We start from the raw sequence: 18,916 nt of genomic DNA, 5'->3' as shown, positions 1-18,916 counted from the left end.
CTACGACGTCCCACCGAAGATCCTGATCACACCACGCTTAACTTAGCGGCATTGCACCACATCCATCACTGGGCAGACGGCGGACCTACTGACCTGCGGAATCTCACGTTGCTGTGCGGGTTCCATCACCGGTTGATCCACCACGGCGACTGGGAAGTCCGCATGGCCGCCGACGGCCTCCCCGAGTTCATCCCACCCCAGTATCTGGACCCGCTACGACGAACCCGGCGCAACACCCTCCACCGCGCCGCCGCCTGACCTGCCCCACCCCGAGGAGCCCGCGCCAGCGACACCGGCGACGGGCCCCTCGGCATGCCCACACCCTCAAACCGTAGCCAGCCGACGCGTGCCGTTGTCTTCGCCGCTCAATACCAGGGCCCTAGAGTCGCCCGCATGAGACGACGGACGGGATTGTCGGTAGCTGTGGCAGTAGTCCTGGGCTGGGGAGAATGGTTGAACTGGCGTTGGTCTCGAACTCTCGTGGGGCACAGCGGGGGCGTCTCCGAGGCGGTGGTCGTGCTGGGGTACCGGAACCCCCAACCGACGGCGAACTTCATCAACCGCTGGCGAGTACGTGCCGGCCTTCGCTCCATCTCCACCGGCAACGGGCGGGACACGCGCGTGATCTTCAGCGGCGGTGCGAACGGCACCGGCGCCGCGGAGGCCCAGTTGATGGCCGACTACGCGAAATCCGTGCTCGGGTTCGACGGCACGGTGTTCCTCGAAGACCAAAGCAGAACGACATGGGAGAACGTCACGAACGTGATCCCGCTGCTCGAGGACGTCGACCGCATCAAGATCGCCTCCCAGCCGGCTCACGCGCTCAAAGCCCGCGCGTACTTGCGGCGGCAGCGCCCTGATCTCGCCGAACGGCTCGTGCTCGCGGATGACTACCGTCCCGGCGAGTGGCTGATCGTCAAACCGCTGCTGGCGCTGTGCGGACTGTGGACGCTCCGCAACATCAAAGACGGCGAACGGAAGATCTCACTCTAGCCGGCCGCCACGGCACCACCGGCAGTTTTGCCGTCAACGGCAACGACTTCAGGCCCCACACTGTTCCCCTCGCGTCGAGAGAGGGAGCCCGTGATGACCGAACAAGTCCGCAACCGGCCGCAGGAAATGCCGCGTCAGCTCAAATTCGTCCGTGGCTTCCTCTGGCTTCAGGCGGTCCTCAACATCCTCGTCAGCGCGCTCGTGACCTCCCTCGCCATCAACGAACTCGACCACGGCAACGAAGAAGCCGGTCTGCCGCTGGTGCTGGCGCTGCTCGGGTTCGTGGTCGCCGCGGTGCTGATCGCGAGCGCGGTGCGGATTTCCCGCGGGGCGCCCTGGGTTCGGACGGCGGTCATCGTCGTGGAGGGGCTGACCGTCGTCATCGCGGCGATCGGGCTGCTCACCGGCGGGCCGATCACCCAGCTGATCGGGATGGGCATCGCCATCGGCATCATCGTCACGCTCAACAAACCCGAGGAACGCGCCTGGTTCACCCGCTGACGAGGGCGATCCGGTAGCGCGTCTCGGAAAGCAGGACGTCTTCACCGGGCATGGTGTCGGATTTCGTCGCCCCGTCCGGCACCCAGCCCGCGGCGGCGTAGAACCGCTGGGCGCGCTCGTTGGTGTCGAGAACCCAGAGCGTCACCTCGCGATGCCCCGACTCCCGCAGCGCGGCGACGGCGGTGTCGTGCAGTCGCCTGCCCAGTCCCGTTCCCCAGCGTTCAGGCGCGAGGTAGATCGCGCGCAGTTCCCCGCGGATCCGGTCGACGGCGGTGAAGCCGACGACGGAATCGTCCTCGACGAGGACCAGGATGTCGCCCTGGTTGGCGGGATCGGCGAGGACCCGCTGCCAGCGGGCGGCCCGGCTCTCCACCGAAAGGTCGCGCAGGTACAGCTCGGGCAGCAGGCCCCGGTATGCGGACTGCCACGACCGGACGTTCACCTCGGCGATGGGCCAGGCGTCCTCGACGGTCGCGGGCCGGATCGTGGCCATCGTCAGTGCTCCGCCGTCACCTTGCGGGCGGCCAGGCCAGCGAGGACGGCGAGGGCGAGGGTGGCGCCCAGCCCGATGCCCCAGCCCGCCCCGGTCACCGACGAACTGCTCGGGAGCGCGAAGTACAGCGCGCAGACCATGACGATGCCGCCACCGGCCACACCGGCGAGCAGGGCGACTCCGAAGGCGTCCGGGCGCAGCAGGGCGCCGAGCACCGTCCCGATCAGGAAGAGCGCCGCGACGACGAGGTAGAGCGCGCCTTCGTCGGCCCGGCTCGACGAGTAGTCGAAAAGCTCGGCGGCCTCCACGATCAGCCCGGTCGTGCCGACGACGCCGAGCAAGACGGCCGCCACGGCGAAACCGTCGCGGGGTTTGCCCATCCCGAGCCGGAAACCCGGGTCGCGCCACATCGCCACCACCGCGCAGACGGCCGCGAGGAGCACGCATCCGTCGGCGAGGACGAAGAGCACGGGGCCGAACGGGATCGACGAGAGCAGCGCCAGCCCGCACAGCATCCCCGGGCCCACCGCGCGGCTCGTCTTCACCCTCAGCATCGCGACTCCGGCACCGGTCACGAAAGCGATGAGCGGCAGGGCGATCCAGCCTCCGTCCTCGAAGAACTCCTCGACACTGTCGCTGAGCGTGAAGATCAAGACCAGCAGGTACAGCGCGGCCAGGAGCGCCAGCACACCGGCCGCCATGCCGAGCTTCGGCCGCGGCGCCGCGGCTCCGGACGGCGGTGCGTGCGTCGGTTCCGGCACAGGTTGTGGTGCCGCGACAGGCACCGACACCGGCACAGGTTCGGGTGCCGCGACAGGCACCTGCTCCGGTTCGGGTTCTGGCTTCGGTTCGGGCGCCGGGCGCGTCTCCGGTTCCTGGATGATCCGGCCCTCGACCCGCACCACGACCTCGCCCGTCGGCCCGGTCACCGTGACCCGTCCTTCGAACGTCCCGATCTTCGTCTGCTCCAAGAAGATCTCGGCCCCGTCGGCGACTTCGGTCACCCGAAGCCAGGAATCCGACGACGCGAACCGGCAAGCCCGCGCGATCGGCGGCCCGGCCAGCCGGATCCGTGCCACCGGACGCGCACCACGGACGACCTCGCCGAACCGCACCACTTCGGACTCGGTGCGCACCCGCGCCTCCCGCCGTGCCAGATCCGCCGCGTCGGCGACGTGCTGGATGTCGGTCTGCGCCATCGTGGTGAGGACTTCGTGGGCTCCGATCGCGACGGAGAGGTTCTCGCTCGCCAGCCGTCGCTGGAGTTCCGTCACCGCGCCGAGGCGGGTGAACATGTTCGGATCCTCGCTCGCCGCACGCAGATCGGCGGGCACGGGCGACGGTTTGATCCGGCGGCGCCTGCTCCTGGCCAGGTACAGCTCGCCCTGCATTTCGATGTCTCGGCTGGGCGTCTGGTTCGGGTTCCGCTCGCGGACGCTGTCGAACAGGTAGTCGTAAAGCTCGCCGAGCGCGACCCAGCCGTCTTCGTCGCGGTCCGCGTCCCCCGTCCGGAGCCCGTCGACCAGCGCCGAGGTGAACACCGACGGCCGCGCGTGGTCGTCGGCGAGGTGGTCGCCCTCGAAGGCGTACTCGATGGAGTTCGACGCGGTGATCACCGCACGGCCGCGGCCGCCGAAACCGCCGCCGGGGAAGGCGTCGAGGACGTTGACCTCCCCGGAGGCGCGCACCGCGACCCCTTGACTGAAAGCGCCGCCGTAGCAGCAGTCCAGCAGCAGGACGATGCTGCGCGAGCGGCTCATCCGCATACAGCGCTGGACGAAGTCGGCGGGCACAGCACTCGACGCCAGCCGTTCCGGCCGGGTGTTGCGGGCGGCGAAGAACAGCTCACCCGACTCGCTTTTCAAGCCGTGGCAAGAGAAATGCACCAGCAGGACGTCGTCCGGCGCGCTGTCGGCGAACAGATCCTCGACCCGGCCCGCGATCACGTGCGCGGTCTCGTCGCGCACGACCTGGACGTCGAAATCGCTGATCGTGCGGTCGGCGAGGACCTCGGCGAGCGCCTCGGCGTCGGCCGCCGGGGACCGCAGCGCGCTCAGCCCGGGGTTGTCGTACTCCCCGTTGGCGATGATCAGGGCACGCCGCTCGCCGGTCATGACGCCGAATGCCTGCTCACGAAGAGGTCGACGAGCTTGTCCTGGTCGCTGAGACTCGCTTCGGACAGCTCCAGCACGTCGCCGTCGATCTCCAGCCGTACCGTCCGCTTCACCCGCCCGCCGCGCGAAAGCCACTCCCGCACGGCCGTCACCACCGAGCGCAGGCCGTCGGCGGACTTCCCCAGCGTGACCAGGAGACCGCCCGCCGTCGCCACGTCGAATCCGCGCGAGCCGGGCGGCGCCGCGCCGGCGGGCAGCGCCTTGACGTCGGCGACCCCGCGTTCGATCAGTTCCCCGCGGAGGTACCCGGCGAGCTGGTCGACCCGCTCGGCGTCGGCCCCGTCCTCACCCAGCTGGACCCGCACCGCTGACGTCATATCCGGCCTCCCTCACCCGTACGGATCGAGGAAACCTCCCGGCCCGTCCGGCGGCAAGGTCCGATCGGGCAGAGATCTTCACGTCAGCTTTTTTCCAAGTACTCCACGCGATCTTCGTCGACGACGTCGGCGATCATATGCGCGAGTCCCAGGTAATTCCCCAAAGCCGGGTCCTGTTCGACGATTTCCAACGCTCGGGCCCTCGCCTCGGCGATGACATCCTCGTCCTGCAACAGCGAAAGCAGTTTCAGGGTCGACTTCTTCCCCGACTGCGCGGCGCCGAGGATGTCGCCCTCGCGGCGGAGTTCGAGGTCCATTCTGGACAGTTCGAAACCGTCCGTCGTGGACTCGACGGCGGCCAGCCGCTCCCTGGTCGTCGTCCCGTCCAGGGTTTCGGTGACCAGCAGGCACAGCCCCGGCACGCTGCCCCGGCCGACCCGGCCGCGCAGCTGGTGCAGCTGGCTGATGCCGAACCGGTCCGCGTCCATGATCACCATCGCGGTCGCGTTGGGCACGTTGACGCCGACCTCGATCACGGTGGTCGCGACGAGCACGTCCAGGTCGCCCCCCGAGAACGCCCGCATCACGGCGTCCTTGTCGTCGGCGGGCATCCGGCCGTGCAGGACCCCGATCTTCAGTCCCTTCAACGGTCCTTCGGCCAGCTCGGGCGCGACGTCGAGGACCGCGAGCGCCGGCCGCCTGTCGCCCTTGTCCGACGCCGGTTCGTCGCCGATCCGCGGGCAGACGATGTAGGCCTGGTGTCCCTTGCCGCATTCCTCGCGGACCCGCTGCCACGCGCGGTCGAGCCACGCGGGCCGCTCCGCGACCGGCACCACCGACGTCTTGATCGGCGACCGGCCGACCGGCATCACCCGCAGCGCGGAGATCTCCAGATCGCCGTAGACGGTCATCGCGACCGTGCGCGGGATGGGCGTCGCCGTCATGACGAGGACATGCGGGCTGGTGTCGTCGGCGCCGCGGGAGCGCAGCGCGTCCCGCTGCTCCACCCCGAAACGGTGCTGCTCGTCGACCACGGCCAGGCCGAGGTCCGCGAAGGACACCGTGTCCTGGATCAGCGCGTGCGTGCCCACGACGATCCCGGCCTCGCCGCTGACCGTCTCCAGCAACGCCTTCTTGCGTTCCTTGGCGCCCATCGAGCCGGTCAGCAGGGTCACCTTCGTCGCGTTCTCGGCGGCGCCGAGTTCGCCCGCCTGCCCCAGCTCGCCGAGCATCTCGCGCAGGGAGCGCGCGTGCTGCGCGGCGAGCACCTCCGTCGGCGCCAGCAGCGCCGCCTGCCGCCCGGAATCGACGACCTGCAGCATCGCGCGCAGCGCGACCACGGTCTTGCCACTGCCGACCTCGCCCTGCAGCAGCCGGTTCATCGGATGCTCGGTCGAGAGGTCGCGGGAGATCTCGTCACCGATCTCACGCTGGCCCGACGTCAGTTCGAACGGGAGCCGTTTGTCGAAGGCGTCGAGGATGCCGCTGTCGGTGTGCGGGCAGGCTTTCGCGGGCCGGGAGACCAGGGAATGCCTGCGCTGCGCGAAGATCAGCTGCACCGCCATGGCCTCGTCCCATTTGAGCCTGCGGCGCGCGGAGTTCAGCGCCTCCCAGCTCGACGGGCGGTGGATGCCGCGCAGCGCGCTTTCCAGGCCGGGCAGGCCGTACCGGGCGAGCAGCTCCGTCGGCATCGGGTCCTCGTCGACCTCCAGTACGTCCAGCACCTGCCGGACGGCCTTGGCGATCACCCACGTCGGGATGCCCTGCGCCGCCGGGTAGACCGGGATGATCTCGGCGAGGAAGTCGTCCATCGCCTCCGCTTGCCGTTCGGCGTCGAACAGTTCGTACTCGGGGTTCGCCAGCTGCAGGACGTCGCGGAAGGCGGTGACCTTGCCCGCGAAGAGCCCGTTCTTGCCGGGGACGAGTTCCTTTTCGCGCCAGGCCTGGTTGAAGAAGGTGCATTGCAGACGGCGTTTGCCGTCGGTGATCACCATTTCGAGCAAGGTGCCGCTGCGGGACTTCATCCGGCGCTTGTTGACGCGTTCGATCCGCGCCATCACGGTCGCGTGCTCACCGAGTTCGAGTCCGGCGATGTCGGTGAGCTGGCCGCGTTCGGCGTAACGGCGGGGGTAGTGGCGCAGCAGGTCGCTGACCGTCTCGATCTTGAGGCCGTTGGCGAGTGCCTTCGCCGTCGACGCGCCCACGACCAGTTTGAGGTCCGCGCGCAGGTTCGTCATACGGTCACTCCACCCCCATCAGCAGCACGGCGTCGGACTGGCCGCCGGCGTAACTCGTCAGCTCGATCTCGGGATGTTCCAGGCGAAGCTGATCGGCGAGTTCGCCGGGCAGCCGGACCGGCGCGTCGACGCCGGTCAGCACGGTGACCAGCTCGCCGCCGAGGGCCAGCATCCGGTTCAGCACGCTGACCGCCGCCGCGACCAGGTTCGTCTCCGAGGCGGGCGCGGGCTCGATCAGCACGACCTCGCCGTCGACGAGGCCGACGACGTCACCGGCCTGCGCCCGGCCCACCCAGGTTAGCGACTCCTCCTGCGCGATCCGCAGTTCGCCACGCCTGGTCGCGGCCGCCGCTTCGGCCATCGCGACCACGTCGTCGTTGGTGCGGCGGTCCGGATCGTGCACGGCCAGCGCGGCCAGCACCTGGACCGGCGAGACGCACGGGATGACGACGACGTCCCGGTCCGCGGCCATCGCGTGGCCCGCCGCCGCGTCGGCCGCCTCGGTCAGCCGTTTGCCGCCGGGGAGGACGGTGACGTGGTGGCCGGCGGCCTCGTTGATCAGGCCCAGCATCTCCTCGACCGTCGGCGAGACCCCCGGCGGCACGGAGAGCACCGCGACACCCTCGGCCCGCAGCAGTTCGGCCAGCGGCCCGCCGTGGACCACGGCGACCACCGAACGGTCGATACCCCCGCCGACCTCGACCGGGGTGGGGGTGATCAGCGGCTCGACCCGGACCTTGCGCGGGCGGCCCAGCTCGATCCCGGCCTCCAGCGCCGCGCCGATGTCCGCGCAGTGCACGTGGACGGCGAAGCCGCCCGCGCCGTCACCGGCCACGGTGACACTGTCGCCGAGCCCGCTGAGGGTCTTGCGGAGGCCGGGGAGGCTTTCCTCGTCGACGCCGTCGAGGAGGTACATGACCTCCCAGGCCGTCGGTGTCTCCGTCGCGTGGTTGTGGTGCACCTCGAGCGGGTGTTCCGGTTCGGTGGCGCCGCCGGAGATCACGCCGGAAAGGGCGTCGAGGACCGCGACGAGGCCGCGGGCGCCCGCGTCGACCACCCCGGCCACGGCCAGGACGGGAAGCTGCTTCGGGGTCTCTTCCAGGGCCTCGGCGGCGACGCTCGCCGCTGTCGCGGCCACCTCTTCGAGTGACCCTGTCGCGCCGCGGACGGCCGCGGCGACGGTGTGGAGGACGGTCAAGATGGTTCCGGCGACCGGACGGCTCACCGCTCCCGTGGCGGCCTGGTCGGCGAGCCCGAGCGCCTCCGCGAGCCCGGGTCCGTCGAGGTCCCTGGCCGCCGCCGATTCGGCGATCCCGCGGATGACCTGCGACATGATCACGCCGGAGTTGCCCTTGGCCGCCGCGACCGCGCCCTTGGCGAAGGCCGACAGCGCCCCGGCGGTGTCCTCCGGCGCGGCGGCGGCCAGCGCGTCGCGGGCGGCCGTCATGGTGAACAGCAGGTTGGAGCCGGTGTCGGAGTCGGCGACCGGGTAGACGTTGATGCCGTCGATCGCCGGCCGCAGCACCGACAGGCTGTGCACACAGGCCGCCGACCAGGCCGACACCGCCGCCACGTCGAGCACCCGCACCTGTAACCTCCTAGCTGTTCCAGCGAGGGTATCGACCCGGTGCCGGAGGTCTCTGAGCCACTGGTTACTATGGTCGAGTTGCCCAGCATGCTGGGCGCGTCATTCTTTGTCCCAGATCCAGAGGAGTTCGACGTGGCTGCCGTGTGCGACGTCTGTGGCAAGGGACCGGGCTTTGGCAAGTCGGTCTCGCACTCCCACCGGCGTACCAACCGCCGGTGGAACCCGAACATCCAGACTGTTCACGCCAAGATCGGTCTGTCCCAGCGCAAGCGCCTGAACGCCTGCACCTCGTGCATCAAGGCGGGCAAGGTCGTTCGCGGCTGAGCCGGGTTTTTGGGGAATGGCGGGTGCTCTTCGGAGCACCCGCCATTTTTTTGTGCGCGTTTAGTCCTCTGGATGCGGTAGTTGCGCGTGCAAGGACCGCATCCAGAGGACTAAACGCGAAAAAAAGACTAGGGGAGCTTCCAGTCCACGGGGGCGGAGCCTTGCTGCTCGAGCAGCTGGTTCGCCCGGCTGAAGGGCCGCGAGCCGAAGAAACCGGCGTGCGCCGAGAGCGGGCTCGGGTGGGCCGACTCGATGCACGGCACCTTCCCCAGCATCGGCTTCAGGTTCCGCGCGTTGCGGCCCCACAGGATCGCCACCATCGGCTCGTCCCGCGCGGCGAGGGCCTTGATGGCCTGCTCGGTGACCGCTTCCCAGCCCTTGCCCTGGTGCGAGTTCGACTTCCCGGGCTGCACCGTCAGCGACCTGTTGAGCAGCAGAACCCCTTGGTCGGCCCACGGCGTCAGATCGCCGTTCGACGGCAACGGGTGCCCGAGGTCCTCGCAATATTCCTTGTAGATGTTGATCAGGCTCTTCGGGATCGGCCGGACGTCCGGCGCCACCGAGAAGCTCAGGCCGACAGCGTGCCCCGGCGTGGGATACGGGTCCTGGCCGACGATCAGCACCCGCACGTCGTGGAACGGCTGCTGGAAGGCCCGCAGCACGTGTTCACCCGCCGGGAGATAGGTCCGGCCCGCGGCGATCTCCGCGCGGAGGAATTCCCCCATCGCGGCGACCTGCGGCGCCACCGGTTCGAGGGCCTGCGCCCAGCCTGCTTCGACGATGTCCTGCAGCGGTCGTGCGGTCACGGCGTGCGAGCTTACTCACGTCACCCGATACGGCGGAGTTCGACCCTGAACCGGGCCGCACGCTCGACATACCCGTCGACCACGAGCTTGATCATGTCCGGCCCGAACGACGTGTTCGGCCGCGTCTTCGCCGGGACGCCGAGCGCGATCCGCCCACTGTCCACATGGGACCCGTAGGAGAGAACCGCGCCCGCGCCGACCATCCCGCCGTCCTCGACGACGGTTCCGTTCAGCACCACCGATCCCGACGCGATCAGGCAGCCCTCGCCGATCCGCGCGCCCTCGATGTGCACGGAATGTCCGACGGCGGAGGACTTTCCGATCACCGTCGGGTCCTGCCGGGTGCAGTGCAGGACGCAGCCGTCCTGCACGTTGGACCGCTCGCCGATCTCGATATGGCCGTGGTCGCCGCGCAGCACCGTCTGCGGCCAGACCGACGCGAACGCCCCGATCCGGACGTCGCCGATCACCGTCGCGTCGGGATGGACGTAGGCGTCCGGGTGGATCGAGGGTTCGAGGTCGCCCAGTGCGTAGATCGGCATGCGTTCTCCTAGACCAGTGGCTTGCCGAAGCAGATGCTTTCCGGCTCGTCCTTGTAGTACCCGAAGCCCGGCATCTCCCGATAACCCGCCGACCGGTACAGCGCGATGGCTTCCGGCTGCTTGTGCCCGGTTTCCAGCACCATGCGCAGCCGCCCGGCTTCGGTGGCCGTCCGCTCCAGGTCGGCGAGGATCGCCCGCGCGAGCCCCCGGCCCCGCGCCGAAGCCGTCACGTACATGCGCTTGATCTCGGCGTCACCGGGCACCAGCGGGTCCGGCCCTTCGTGCGATCGCCAGGCACCGCACGCGACCGGGACGTCGTCGAGGTAGGCGGCCAGGAACAAGCCCCTCGGCGAGGCGAACTGCGCCGCGTCCATCGGCGTCTCGTCTTCGCTGCCGTACCGGGCGGCCAGCTCGAGCTGGGCTTCGGCCAGCAGTTTCACCGCGTCGGGGTGGTCGTAGGGCAGCACGCGAAGGTCCATGGACGCGAGATTAGCGAGAACCCGGATCGCGAGGGGCGCCGAAGGCTAGGTTCTGCTCATGTCGATCGAAGTCCCCCTCGCCGGTCTCGCCGAGGCACCCTCGCGCCAGGCCCGTAACTCCGCCGCGTTCTGGGCCGCGACCGGCCGCGCCCGCGGTCATGAGGTGATCCGCCGCCGCGGCTTCCTCGCCGTCGCCGGCGACGAGCGCGCGGGCCTGCGTGTCCTGATCCAGGAACCCGATCTCACCGCCGACGAGGTGGCCGAGATCACCGAACTGGCCGGGCGGGCGACCGGTCCGGTGGACGCCGAGGATCCCTTCAGCGCCACCGATCTCAACCACCTCGGGGACATGCGCAGCTGGCAGATGCCCGTCATGCTGCGGCCGCCCGCACCCGTCGCCGAACCCTCGATGGAGGTGTCGCGGGTGACCGGGGAGGACGACCTGCGCGCGGCCGAACGGGCCGTGATCGCGGGCTTCGAACTCGCCCGCTTCGAGCCCTACCGCGCGGGCGAGCTGTTCCCCATGGCCTTGCTCCGGGAGGCCGGGGTCGAGGTGTTCGTGGCGCGGCTCGACGGCGAGGTCGCCGGGGCGTGCGTCACCGCCGTCGAGGACGGCTTCGGCAGCCATTACTGGGTCGGCACGCCGGACGCCTTCCGCTCTCGTGGCGTGGGACGCGCCGTCATGCTCGGTTCCCTCGCGCCGCTGGCCGGGCTGCCGGTCACGCTCACCGCTTCCCGGCTGGGCAGGCCGCTGTACGAATCCCTCGGGTTCACCGTCGCCGGTGAATCGACCTGGTGGGCCACCCGCTGACCCGGTGAGATCAGCGCCAGTGCGCCCAGCCGCTGTCGTGCCCGTAGGGCTTCCCGTCCACCGTGACCCCCGAATCGGGCATGGTCACCACGCCGATCTCCGTCCAGCCCTCCGGCAGATCGGCGAACGCGGGGAAGGTGGCCGCGAACGCGTGGTCCTCGCCGCCGGTGAGCACCCATTTCAGCGGGTCGGCGCCGAGCGCGGTGCCGACCTCGGTCAGCCTGCTCGGGATGTCGAGGTCGGCGGTCCGCACGTCGATCCCCACGCCGGAGGCGACGGCGATGTGGCCGAGGTCGGACAGCAGCCCGTCGGACACGTCGATCATCGACGTCGCGCCGCCGTCGGCCGCGCGGATACCCGCCTCGTAATCCGGTTCGGGGCAGCGCTGCGCGTTGACCACGCTGACCGGTGAGCGGAAGCCCCGGCCGAGCACGGCGAGCCCGGCGGCCGCCCAGCCGAGCCGTCCGCACACCGCGACGACGTCGCCGGGCCGGGCGCCGGACCTGGTCACCGGTTCCCGGCCACCGAGGTCACCCAGGGCGGTGACACTGATCACGATCTGGTCGGCGCCCACCATGTCGCCGCCGACGATCCCGACGCCGGCGCGGTCGGCTTCGGTCCACATGCCCTGGGTGAGTTCGGTGACGAGCGCCGTCTCGGTGTCCGGCGGGCAGGCGAATCCCACCAGGACGGCCGTCGGGCGGGCGCCCATGGCGGCGATGTCGGTGAGGTTCACCGCGACCGCCTTGCGCCCCACCTGATCGGCGCTGGACCAGTCGAGTCGGAAGTGCACGCCCTGCACGAGGACGTCGGTGGAGGCCACCGTCCGGCCGTCCGGGGTGGCCACGACGGCCGCGTCGTCCCCCGGTCCGAGCAGCGTCGTCTCCGGCTGTTTACGGCCGGCCGTCACCGCTTCGATCAGCCGGAATTCACCGGTCCCGGCGACCGTGCCGTCATTCGGTGACACCCGTCACCTCCACTTTCCCTTGTCCGGACAAATGTCGATCACCGATAGTCGGATGCCCTAGGTTTTTCCCGGGGCTGGCGATACGTTGCTACAACGTTCCTACCTTGAGCCGACTTTTACGAAGGGGCGCGCCGTGGTCCACGCATACATCCTCATCCAGACCGAGGTCGGCAAAGCGGCCGCGGTCGCCGCGGAGATCTCCACCATCTCCGGTGTCACCAGTTCGGAGGATGTCACCGGTCCCTACGACGTCATCGTCAAGGCCGCCGCCGACACCGTCGACCAGCTCGGCCAGCTCGTGGTCGCCAAGGTGCAGAACGTGGAAGGCATCACTCGGACACTGACCTGCCCGGTCGTGCATCTGTAAGAGGTGGTGTAGTGGTCCGGTGGCTGACACGGACACCGGCGCTCCCCCGAAACCACTGCTGATCGCGGCCGCCTGCCTGGCGATCCTGCTCCTCGCGGGGGTGGCCGTCTTCGGGCTGACCCGCGGCGCGGATTCCGACGCCCCGGCCGCCGACGGTCCCCTCCCGCTCGTCCCGGTCCCGGCGCCGCAGTCGGGTTCGCCCGAGTGCGCGAAGCTGATCGGCGCGCTGCCGCACGAGCTCACCTCGTCCGGGAACACCCTGGTCCGGCGGAAACTGGCCGACCCCGCCCCCGAGGCGACGGTCGGCTGGGGCACCGGCGACCCGGTGGTCCTGCGGTGCGGGCTCGGCAAACCGCCGGAGCTGACCCCGACCTCGCAGCTGCGGACGATCAACGGGGTCCAGTGGCTGCAGGTCGAGGGCGAGGGCTCCGCCACGTGGTTCGTGGTGGACCGTCCCGTCTACACGGCGCTCACCGTGCCGGGCACCGCGGGGACCGGGCCGCTCCAGACCGTTTCGGACGTCATCGGCGCCAATCTCCCCGCGGTACCGCTGCGCTTCTGATCAGGGCAGGAGCAGGCTCTTGCCGGTGTACCGCCGCGCCTCGATGTCCGAATGCGCGGCCGATGCCTCCGCCAGCGGGTACGTCCGGCCGATGACCGGCGTCAGCGCGCCGTCGGCGGCCAGTCGCAGCACTTCCCGCACCCGCCGCGGCGTCTCCGGCCAGAAACCGACCAGCTGCGCCATGTCCACAATGGTCAGCCGGGCCCGGTCCGCGTCGCCGATCACGGTCTCCGCGCCGCTGGACATGCCGTAGCCGGAGAACCGGCCGCCGTTCTCCAGCAGCGCGAGCGAGGCCGCGCCCAGTTCACCGCCGACGCCGTCGAACACCACGTCCAGCCGTCGCCCTCCGGTGCGGGCGAGGACCTCGCCGGTCCAGTCGGGCGTCGCGTAGTCCACCGGCTCCGCACCCAGTTTCCGGGCGATGGCCGCCTTTTCCTCGCCGCGGACCGCCGCGATGACGGTGGCACCCGCCGCACGGGCGAGCTGCACCAGCAGGCTGCCGAGACCGCCGACGCCCGGCGCCACCAGGATCCGCTCCCCCGCCACGACCGGTGTCTTCTCCAGCAGGGCCAGCGCGGTGCTGCCGTCGTCGAACAGCGCCACCGCGTGTTGGGGGTCCAAGCCCTCGGGGATCGGGAAGGTGTCGTCGGGCCGCGCGATGACCGTGTCCGCGTAGCCACCGCCGTACCCGCCCGCGGCGTGGGTGATGACCGGCTTGCCCAGCCAGGTCTCGTCGACTCCGGCACCCACCGCCTCGACGGTGCCCGCCACCGCGCCGCCCGGCACGTACGGAGGCTCGACCGCGAACACGTCGGGGCCTTCGCCGCGGCGGATGAGGGCGTCGAGCCAGCCGACCCCGGCCGCCGTCACCGCGACGCGAAGCTCACCCGCCCCGGGGTCCGGAGTGGGCAGCTCGGTCGGTTCGAGAACACCGGGATCGCCGAAGCGGGACACTCTGATCGCATGCATGACCAGAAGCTATGACCTCCACCTTGCTGGAGGTCAAGATTCAGCCACCGAGGACGGAAAGCAGGGGCTTGAGCGCGGATTGGAGGGCTTCTCGCGAACAACCCGCGTACCCGATGAGGTTCCCGAACACCGTCGGTGTCCCGGCGAAGTGCCGGGCGAGCCCGTCGAGCCGGATCCCGGCGCGTTCCGCCGCCGCCATCCGCGCCGCCTCCTCGGGCGCCGATCCACAAGGGACGACCAGATGCGCCCCCGCGTCGTCGCCGAGTACCGGGATCCCCGCCGACGTCAGCGCGGCCGAAACCAGCGACCGGCGCTCCGACAGTTCCCGCCGGAGCTTCCGCAGATGCCGTCCCAGATCTCCGTGCCGCGCCAGTTCGACGAGCACCCGCTGGCCGGCGGGCGACGGACGGGTGCCGGTCGCCTCCCGGTATTCCAGCACCGCGGCCGCGACCTGCGGCGGCGCGACCATCCAGCCCGCGCCCAGCGCCGGGGTCAGGATCTTGCTCGTCGTCCCGAGATGCGCGACGACGTCCGGAGCGAGCGCGGCCAGCAACGGCAGCGGCGCGACGTCGAACCGCAGCTCGCCGTCGTAGTCGTCCTCGATCACCAGCATGCCCTCGGCGCGGGCGAGTTCGACCAGCTCGACGCGGCGTGAGGCGCTCATCCGGCTGCCGAGCGGATACTGGTGCGCGGGAGAGCAGTACACGGCGCGCACGCCTGCCGGGATGGCGTCCGGGCGCAGGCCCTCTTCGTCGACTTCGGCCGCGACGACCTCCAGCCCCGCGCGCCGGAACGCCTGCACCGCGCGCTGATAGCCCGGTTCCTCGATCGCGACCCGATCGCCGCGCGAGAGCACCGCGCCCGCGAGTTCGATCACCGCCGCCGTGGTGCCGCCGGTGGCCAGCACGGTCCCGGCGGCGAGGCCGCGGTGCCGCAGCAGATGCTCGGACACCGCGTCGCGGTACGCGGGCAGACCGGCCCTGTCCTCGCGATAGGTCGGGCGCGGGTCAGCGGCGGCCCGCCACGCGCGGCGCCAGGCCGCCTTCTCGACACCATCGGCCCACGGCACGCCGGGGGTGAGATCGACCAGAGTGGGCGGCGCGGCGGGCGTGCCGGGCGCGGGTCCCTTCGACGGCCTGTCCGCGGGCGGTGTCGTGGTGACGTACGTGCCGGAGCCGTGGCGGCCCGCGATCCAGCCCTCGGCGTGAAGCTGCTCGTACGCCGCCGACGTCACGGTGCGGCTGACGCCGAGCCGGTGCGCGAGCGCCCTGGTCGAGGGCAGCCTGTCGCCACCGCGCAGATGCCCGTCGCCCGCCGCCGCGCGCAGGGCGTCGGCCAGCTGGACCGCGAGCGGGACGAGCGAATCGCGGTCGAGACTGACCGGCAGGGCGGTGTCGGACATGCTGTACTCCGCGCTCCTGAGGAAGTGGCCTTCTCAAGTATAGGAGAATTGGACGTTATTACAGGCCACTCTCGTGGGTGAGACTGCTCGCATGTCCACCCCGCTCTCTCCCACCGACCGGACCACTCTCGGCCGCAAGAAGAACCGCGCGCTCACCGACCGATCGGCGCTGTACGCCGTGCTCGACGAGGCCCTGATCTGCCACCTCGGTGTCGTGCGCGACGGCGTCCCGCTGGTCATCCCGACCGGCTACGGCCGCGACGGGAACACGCTCTACCTGCACGGATCCACCGGCGCGCGGAGTATGCGCGACTCCGACGGCGTCGAGGTGTGCGTCACGGTGACCTTGCTCGACGGCATCGTCTACGCGCGATCGGTCAACAACCATTCGATGAACTACCGCAGCGCGGTGATCCTGGGCAAGGCCACCGCGGTCACCGACGCGGAACGGAAGATGCACGGCCTTCGCGTGCTGACCGACCACCTCGCGCCCGGTTCCTGGGAGCACGCTCGGGACGTCAACGCGAAGGAGTTCGCGTCGGTTTCGGTGCTGGAACTGGACCTCACCGAGGCGTCGGTGAAGATGCGCGGCGAGGGTCCCGACGATCCCGAGGACGAGGTCGCGGCCGATCTCGCGTGGGCGGGGGTGCTGCCGGTGCGGACCGTGTTCGGGGAGCCGGAGCCGTCGGCCGACCTGGTGAGTGAGTGGACGGTGCCGGACCATGTGAAGCGACGGGTGGGGTAGGGCTTCGCGGATGTCATGAACGGGACTTTCATAACGAATTTTGTAATGAAAGTCCCGTTCATAACATCTTTTCGTCCTCGGGTCCGGAGGGCGGCCGTTGGGTCGTGCGGGGCTGAGGGGCCCTTCAGCCCCGTCGGAGCCCCAGACCACGGTCCGTGAAGGCCTCGAACCTCAGGGCGAAAGACGCCATGAGCCTTTCCAACCTGGTTGTGGCTCGGGGCTGAAGGGCGCTTTCCCCTCATCGCATGCGGCGAAAGCGCCCTTCACCGCGTGAGATGAGGCGAAAGGCCCCTTCAGCCCACACCCGACGCCAGGTCGGAAAAGTCGCTAGGAAAGGACCTTTCCTAGCGAAATTTGCAAGGAAAGGTCCTTTCATAGCGCACTGGGGGGCTACGGGCGCCGCCGCGGAAGCCGCACGGTGAACGTCGTCGCCCCCGGCTCACTCTCGACCTCGATCGTCCCGCCGTGCGCCGACACCAGCGAGAGCACCACCGAGAGTCCCAGCCCGGTCCCGCCGTTGCCGCGGGTGCGGGCGGTGTCGACCCGGTAGAACCGGTCGAAGATCCGGTCCCGCGCGTCCGGCGGGATGCCGGGGCCGGCGTCGCTCACCCGCAGGACGCATTCCGCGTCCGACGCCGAAGCCGACAACGTGACCGCCGTCCCGGGCGGCGTGTGCACCGCGGCGTTGGCGAGCAGGTTGTCCAGAACCTGCCGCAGGCGCACCGGATCCGCTTGCAGGACGACACCTTCCGGGAGCGGCCCGACGCTCAGCGGATGCTCCGGGCGCCCGGCGGCGAAGGCCTCCCCCGCGTCGGTGACCAGCTCGGCGAGGTCGACGTCGACCAGGCGCAGCGGCGCTTCGGTCTCCGGCGCGTCGAGGCGCGCGAGGAGCAGGAGGTCGTCGACGAGCACGCTCATCCGCTCGGTCTCTTCACGGATCTTCGACAGATGCGCCTCGCGTTCGGCGGGTTCGTTCGCCGCCGCGTAGCGGAAAAGCTCGGCGTAGCCGCGGATCGACGTCAGCGGCGTGCGGAGTTCGTGCGAGGCGTCGGCGATGAAGCGCCGCAGCCGTTCGTTCGCCTCGCGGCGCGCGACCAGTGAGGAATCGAGGTGCGCCAGCATCACGTTGAACGCCGTCCGCAGCTCCTCGACCTCGGCACCGCCGCCGTTCGCCGGTGCCCGAACCGGGAGATCGGCGTTCGTGGTGAGGTCGTGCGACGCGATGTCGTGCGCGGTCCCGGCCATGTCGCTCAGCGGCCGCAGCCCGCGCCGCAGCACCAGTCGTCCGGCGATCACCAGCACCGCCAGCGCCAGCAGGAACGCGACGACCTCGACCATGATCAGCTGGCTCACCGTCCGGTCCAGATCCGCCTGCGGCGCGGCGCTCACCAGCACGATGTTCTGGCTCGGCTCGATCGGGCAGGCGCGGACGCGGTAAGTGCCCTTGTCCTCGATGTAGACGGTGCGCAGGACCTCGGTCCGCGTCGCGTCCTCGGCGACCTTTTCGAGCGCTTTCGTGTCCGGCGGCAGCGAACCGCCCGACTGCGGCAGCGCGTCGCCGTCCCGCACCGCGAAGACCGCGGAGAACCAGCCGTAGGCCTGCTGGGGTTTCCCGCCATGCGTGGTGCGCAGCGACGGCACCTGGCTGATCTGGGTCTTGGCGAGCTGTTCGTCGAGCCGGTCGTTCAGGTAGCCCTTCATGATGCCGACCATCACGGTGCCGACGACGGCGAACACGACCAGCGCCAGCGCACCGAGCCCGAGCGCCAGCCGGGTGCCGAGCCGGGATCGGCGCCAGGCGTCGAACCACCGGCGCAACATCTTCATCTCGCCGCCTGCCGGACCACGTAGCCCACTCCGCGCACGGTGTGGATCAGCGGCTCGCGGCCGGCGTCGAGTTTGCGGCGCAGATGCGAGATGACGAGTTCGACCACATTGGACCGGCCGCCGAAGTCGTACTCCCAGACGTGGTCGAGGATCTGCGCCTTCGTCAGCACCGAGGGCGAACGCCGCATGAGATACCGCAGCAGTTCGTACTCGGTCGGCGTCAGCTCGGCGGGTTCGCCGTCGCGCGCGACCTCGCGGGTGTCCTCGTTCAGGGTCAGATCGCCGACCCTCAGCAGGGCCGCCGTCCTGGACTCCTTGCTGCTGCGGCGCAGGACCGCGCGCAGCCGCGCCATCAGCTCCTCCACGGAGAACGGCTTGACGAGGTAGTCGTCCCCGCCGCGGGTGAGCCCGGCGACGCGATCCGCCGTCGCGTCCTTCGCGGTGAGGAAGACGACGGGCACGGCCGTCCCGGACTCGCGGAGCTTGTCCAGCACGGTGAACCCGTCGATCCCGGGCAGCATCAGGTCGAGCACGACGATGTCGGGTACGAATTCGGCCGCCTTCGCGAGCGCGGCCTCACCCGATCCGGCGGTGACCGCCTGCCAGCCCTCGTAGCGGGCGACGGTGGCGACCAGATCCGCGATATGCGGCTCGTCGTCGACCACGAGCAGGCGAACGGGGTTCTCGGTGTGCACGAACCCCATCCTCCGTGACCGCGCGCGCGAGGGCGAGGCGGGAGCGCACACGACAGGAAGCCGACAGGTTCCGCCCAGAAAGGTCACAGGTTGGCACCGCAGGCTCGGTACTTGAAC

The 18,916-nt window shown here is 70.4% G+C and carries 21 protein-coding genes; 8 read left to right on the top strand and 13 right to left on the bottom strand.

The window, feature by feature from the left end:
* The 3 genes from L324_RS41740 to L324_RS24285 all read left to right on the top strand — a co-directional run.
* On the top strand, positions 1-258 hold a 258-nt coding region (locus L324_RS41740; protein ID WP_161780881.1), incomplete at its 5' end, for an HNH endonuclease signature motif containing protein.
* 222 nt (positions 259-480) lie between these two features.
* Positions 481-993 carry a YdcF family protein gene (locus L324_RS24290; RefSeq protein ID WP_235783636.1) on the top strand — a complete coding sequence of 171 codons (513 nt, stop codon included), beginning with the start codon at positions 481-483 and terminating at the stop codon, positions 991-993.
* Between the two features lie 93 nt (positions 994-1,086).
* Positions 1,087-1,494 carry a hypothetical protein gene (locus L324_RS24285; RefSeq protein ID WP_037313043.1) on the top strand — a complete coding sequence of 136 codons (408 nt, stop codon included), beginning with the start codon at positions 1,087-1,089 and terminating at the stop codon, positions 1,492-1,494.
* On the opposite strand, the gene L324_RS24280 is transcribed toward L324_RS24285, so the two are convergent.
* The 5 genes from L324_RS24280 to L324_RS24260 form a co-directional block, all read right to left on the bottom strand.
* Entirely contained in the window at positions 1,484-1,987 is a 504-nt protein-coding gene (locus L324_RS24280) for a GNAT family N-acetyltransferase (RefSeq protein WP_037313040.1), read from the bottom strand. The two genes, L324_RS24285 and L324_RS24280, sit on opposite strands and share 11 nt — an antisense overlap.
* A gap of 2 nt (positions 1,988-1,989) precedes the next feature.
* A complete protein-coding gene (locus L324_RS24275; protein ID WP_037313038.1) occupies positions 1,990-4,101 on the bottom strand; it encodes a caspase family protein in 2,112 nt (703 codons plus the stop codon).
* On the bottom strand, positions 4,098-4,478 hold the full coding sequence (locus L324_RS24270) for a hypothetical protein (protein ID WP_037313034.1): 381 nt from the start codon (positions 4,476-4,478) through the stop codon (positions 4,098-4,100). Before L324_RS24270 ends, L324_RS24275 begins: the two co-directional genes overlap by 4 nt.
* An 83-nt stretch (positions 4,479-4,561) precedes the next feature.
* Positions 4,562-6,715: an ATP-dependent DNA helicase RecG gene (gene recG / locus L324_RS24265; protein ID WP_037313031.1), complete on the bottom strand. Its 2,154-nt coding sequence runs from the start codon at positions 6,713-6,715 to the stop codon at positions 4,562-4,564.
* A gap of 4 nt (positions 6,716-6,719) precedes the next feature.
* Positions 6,720-8,303, bottom strand: a complete 1,584-nt coding sequence (locus tag L324_RS24260) for a DAK2 domain-containing protein (RefSeq protein WP_037313028.1) — start codon at positions 8,301-8,303, stop codon at positions 6,720-6,722.
* 132 nt (positions 8,304-8,435) lie between these two features.
* Between L324_RS24260 and rpmB the strand changes: the two genes are divergently transcribed.
* The gene (gene rpmB, locus L324_RS24255) at positions 8,436-8,627 is read left to right on the top strand and encodes a 50S ribosomal protein L28 (RefSeq protein WP_007031450.1); all 192 of its coding nucleotides are present in this window, start codon (positions 8,436-8,438) and stop codon (positions 8,625-8,627) included.
* A gap of 128 nt (positions 8,628-8,755) precedes the next feature.
* On the opposite strand, the gene L324_RS24250 is transcribed toward rpmB, so the two are convergent.
* From L324_RS24250 to L324_RS24240, 3 genes are read right to left on the bottom strand one after another with little or no spacing between them, the layout of a single operon-like run.
* Positions 8,756-9,433 carry a uracil-DNA glycosylase gene (locus L324_RS24250; RefSeq protein ID WP_037313025.1) on the bottom strand — a complete coding sequence of 226 codons (678 nt, stop codon included), beginning with the start codon at positions 9,431-9,433 and terminating at the stop codon, positions 8,756-8,758.
* A gap of 20 nt (positions 9,434-9,453) precedes the next feature.
* Positions 9,454-9,975, bottom strand: a complete 522-nt coding sequence (locus L324_RS24245) for a gamma carbonic anhydrase family protein (RefSeq protein ID WP_037313022.1) — start codon at positions 9,973-9,975, stop codon at positions 9,454-9,456.
* A gap of 8 nt (positions 9,976-9,983) precedes the next feature.
* On the bottom strand, positions 9,984-10,454 hold the full coding sequence (locus L324_RS24240; protein WP_037313019.1) for a GNAT family N-acetyltransferase: 471 nt from the start codon (positions 10,452-10,454) through the stop codon (positions 9,984-9,986).
* Between the two features lie 58 nt (positions 10,455-10,512).
* On the opposite strand from L324_RS24240, the gene L324_RS24235 reads away from it, so the two are divergent.
* Entirely contained in the window at positions 10,513-11,265 is a 753-nt protein-coding gene (locus L324_RS24235) for a GNAT family N-acetyltransferase (RefSeq protein WP_037313016.1), read from the top strand.
* Between the two features lie 10 nt (positions 11,266-11,275).
* Here L324_RS24235 and L324_RS24230 read toward each other — a convergent pair whose 3' ends face one another.
* Positions 11,276-12,232 (bottom strand): thiamine-phosphate kinase, encoded by a 957-nt coding sequence (locus L324_RS24230; protein ID WP_037313014.1) that lies wholly within the window; start codon positions 12,230-12,232, stop codon positions 11,276-11,278.
* Between the two features lie 133 nt (positions 12,233-12,365).
* Here L324_RS24230 and L324_RS24225 point away from each other — a divergent pair, with 133 nt between their 5' ends.
* Both L324_RS24225 and L324_RS24220 read left to right on the top strand, forming a co-directional pair.
* On the top strand, positions 12,366-12,599 hold the full coding sequence (locus L324_RS24225) for an Lrp/AsnC ligand binding domain-containing protein (protein WP_005160289.1): 234 nt from the start codon (positions 12,366-12,368) through the stop codon (positions 12,597-12,599).
* Positions 12,600-12,618: 19 nt separating this feature from the next.
* Positions 12,619-13,161, top strand: a complete 543-nt coding sequence (locus tag L324_RS24220) for a DUF3515 domain-containing protein (RefSeq protein WP_037313009.1) — start codon at positions 12,619-12,621, stop codon at positions 13,159-13,161.
* Here L324_RS24220 and L324_RS24215 read toward each other — a convergent pair whose 3' ends face one another.
* Both L324_RS24215 and pdxR read right to left on the bottom strand, forming a co-directional pair.
* Positions 13,162-14,130, bottom strand: a complete 969-nt coding sequence (locus tag L324_RS24215) for a zinc-binding dehydrogenase (RefSeq protein WP_037313006.1) — start codon at positions 14,128-14,130, stop codon at positions 13,162-13,164. It abuts the gene before it with no gap.
* Between the two features lie 40 nt (positions 14,131-14,170).
* Positions 14,171-15,532: a MocR-like pyridoxine biosynthesis transcription factor PdxR gene (pdxR, locus tag L324_RS24210; protein ID WP_037313003.1), complete on the bottom strand. Its 1,362-nt coding sequence runs from the start codon at positions 15,530-15,532 to the stop codon at positions 14,171-14,173.
* Positions 15,533-15,623: 91 nt separating this feature from the next.
* On the opposite strand from pdxR, the gene L324_RS24205 reads away from it, so the two are divergent.
* Positions 15,624-16,277 (top strand): pyridoxamine 5'-phosphate oxidase family protein, encoded by a 654-nt coding sequence (locus L324_RS24205; protein WP_037313000.1) that lies wholly within the window; start codon positions 15,624-15,626, stop codon positions 16,275-16,277.
* A gap of 390 nt (positions 16,278-16,667) precedes the next feature.
* On the opposite strand, the gene L324_RS24200 is transcribed toward L324_RS24205, so the two are convergent.
* Both L324_RS24200 and L324_RS24195 read right to left on the bottom strand, forming a co-directional pair.
* Positions 16,668-18,104 (bottom strand): sensor histidine kinase, encoded by a 1,437-nt coding sequence (locus L324_RS24200; protein ID WP_037312997.1) that lies wholly within the window; start codon positions 18,102-18,104, stop codon positions 16,668-16,670.
* Positions 18,101-18,799 carry a response regulator transcription factor gene (locus tag L324_RS24195; RefSeq protein ID WP_037313059.1) on the bottom strand — a complete coding sequence of 233 codons (699 nt, stop codon included), beginning with the start codon at positions 18,797-18,799 and terminating at the stop codon, positions 18,101-18,103. The genes L324_RS24200 and L324_RS24195 overlap by 4 nt, the downstream gene beginning before the upstream one ends.
* Positions 18,800-18,916: the final 117 nt, after the last annotated feature.

It is taken from the genome of Amycolatopsis orientalis DSM 40040 = KCTC 9412 (assembly GCF_000478275.1).
GTDB lineage: Bacteria > Actinomycetota > Actinomycetes > Mycobacteriales > Pseudonocardiaceae > Amycolatopsis > Amycolatopsis orientalis.
This window is presented reverse-complemented; position numbering and strand designations above follow the sequence as displayed.

Excerpts from the sequence above, each read along its gene's own strand:
- L324_RS24200 (WP_037312997.1), bottom strand. The coding sequence starts at position 18,104 with ATGAAGATGTTGCGCCGGTGGTTCGACGCCTGGCGCCGATCCCGGCTC.
- recG (WP_037313031.1), bottom strand. The coding sequence starts at position 6,715 with ATGACGAACCTGCGCGCGGACCTCAAACTGGTCGTGGGCGCGTCGACG.
- L324_RS24285 (WP_037313043.1), top strand. The coding sequence starts at position 1,087 with ATGACCGAACAAGTCCGCAACCGGCCGCAGGAAATGCCGCGTCAGCTC.
- L324_RS24270 (WP_037313034.1), bottom strand. The coding sequence starts at position 4,478 with ATGACGTCAGCGGTGCGGGTCCAGCTGGGTGAGGACGGGGCCGACGCC.
- L324_RS24280 (WP_037313040.1), bottom strand. The coding sequence starts at position 1,987 with ATGGCCACGATCCGGCCCGCGACCGTCGAGGACGCCTGGCCCATCGCC.
- L324_RS24245 (WP_037313022.1), bottom strand. The coding sequence starts at position 9,975 with ATGCCGATCTACGCACTGGGCGACCTCGAACCCTCGATCCACCCGGAC.
- pdxR (WP_037313003.1), bottom strand. The coding sequence starts at position 15,532 with ATGTCCGACACCGCCCTGCCGGTCAGTCTCGACCGCGATTCGCTCGTC.
- L324_RS24240 (WP_037313019.1), bottom strand. The coding sequence starts at position 10,454 with ATGGACCTTCGCGTGCTGCCCTACGACCACCCCGACGCGGTGAAACTG.
- L324_RS24205 (WP_037313000.1), top strand. The coding sequence starts at position 15,624 with ATGTCCACCCCGCTCTCTCCCACCGACCGGACCACTCTCGGCCGCAAG.
- L324_RS24215 (WP_037313006.1), bottom strand. The coding sequence starts at position 14,130 with ATGCATGCGATCAGAGTGTCCCGCTTCGGCGATCCCGGTGTTCTCGAA.
- L324_RS24275 (WP_037313038.1), bottom strand. The coding sequence starts at position 4,101 with ATGACCGGCGAGCGGCGTGCCCTGATCATCGCCAACGGGGAGTACGAC.
- L324_RS24235 (WP_037313016.1), top strand. The coding sequence starts at position 10,513 with ATGTCGATCGAAGTCCCCCTCGCCGGTCTCGCCGAGGCACCCTCGCGC.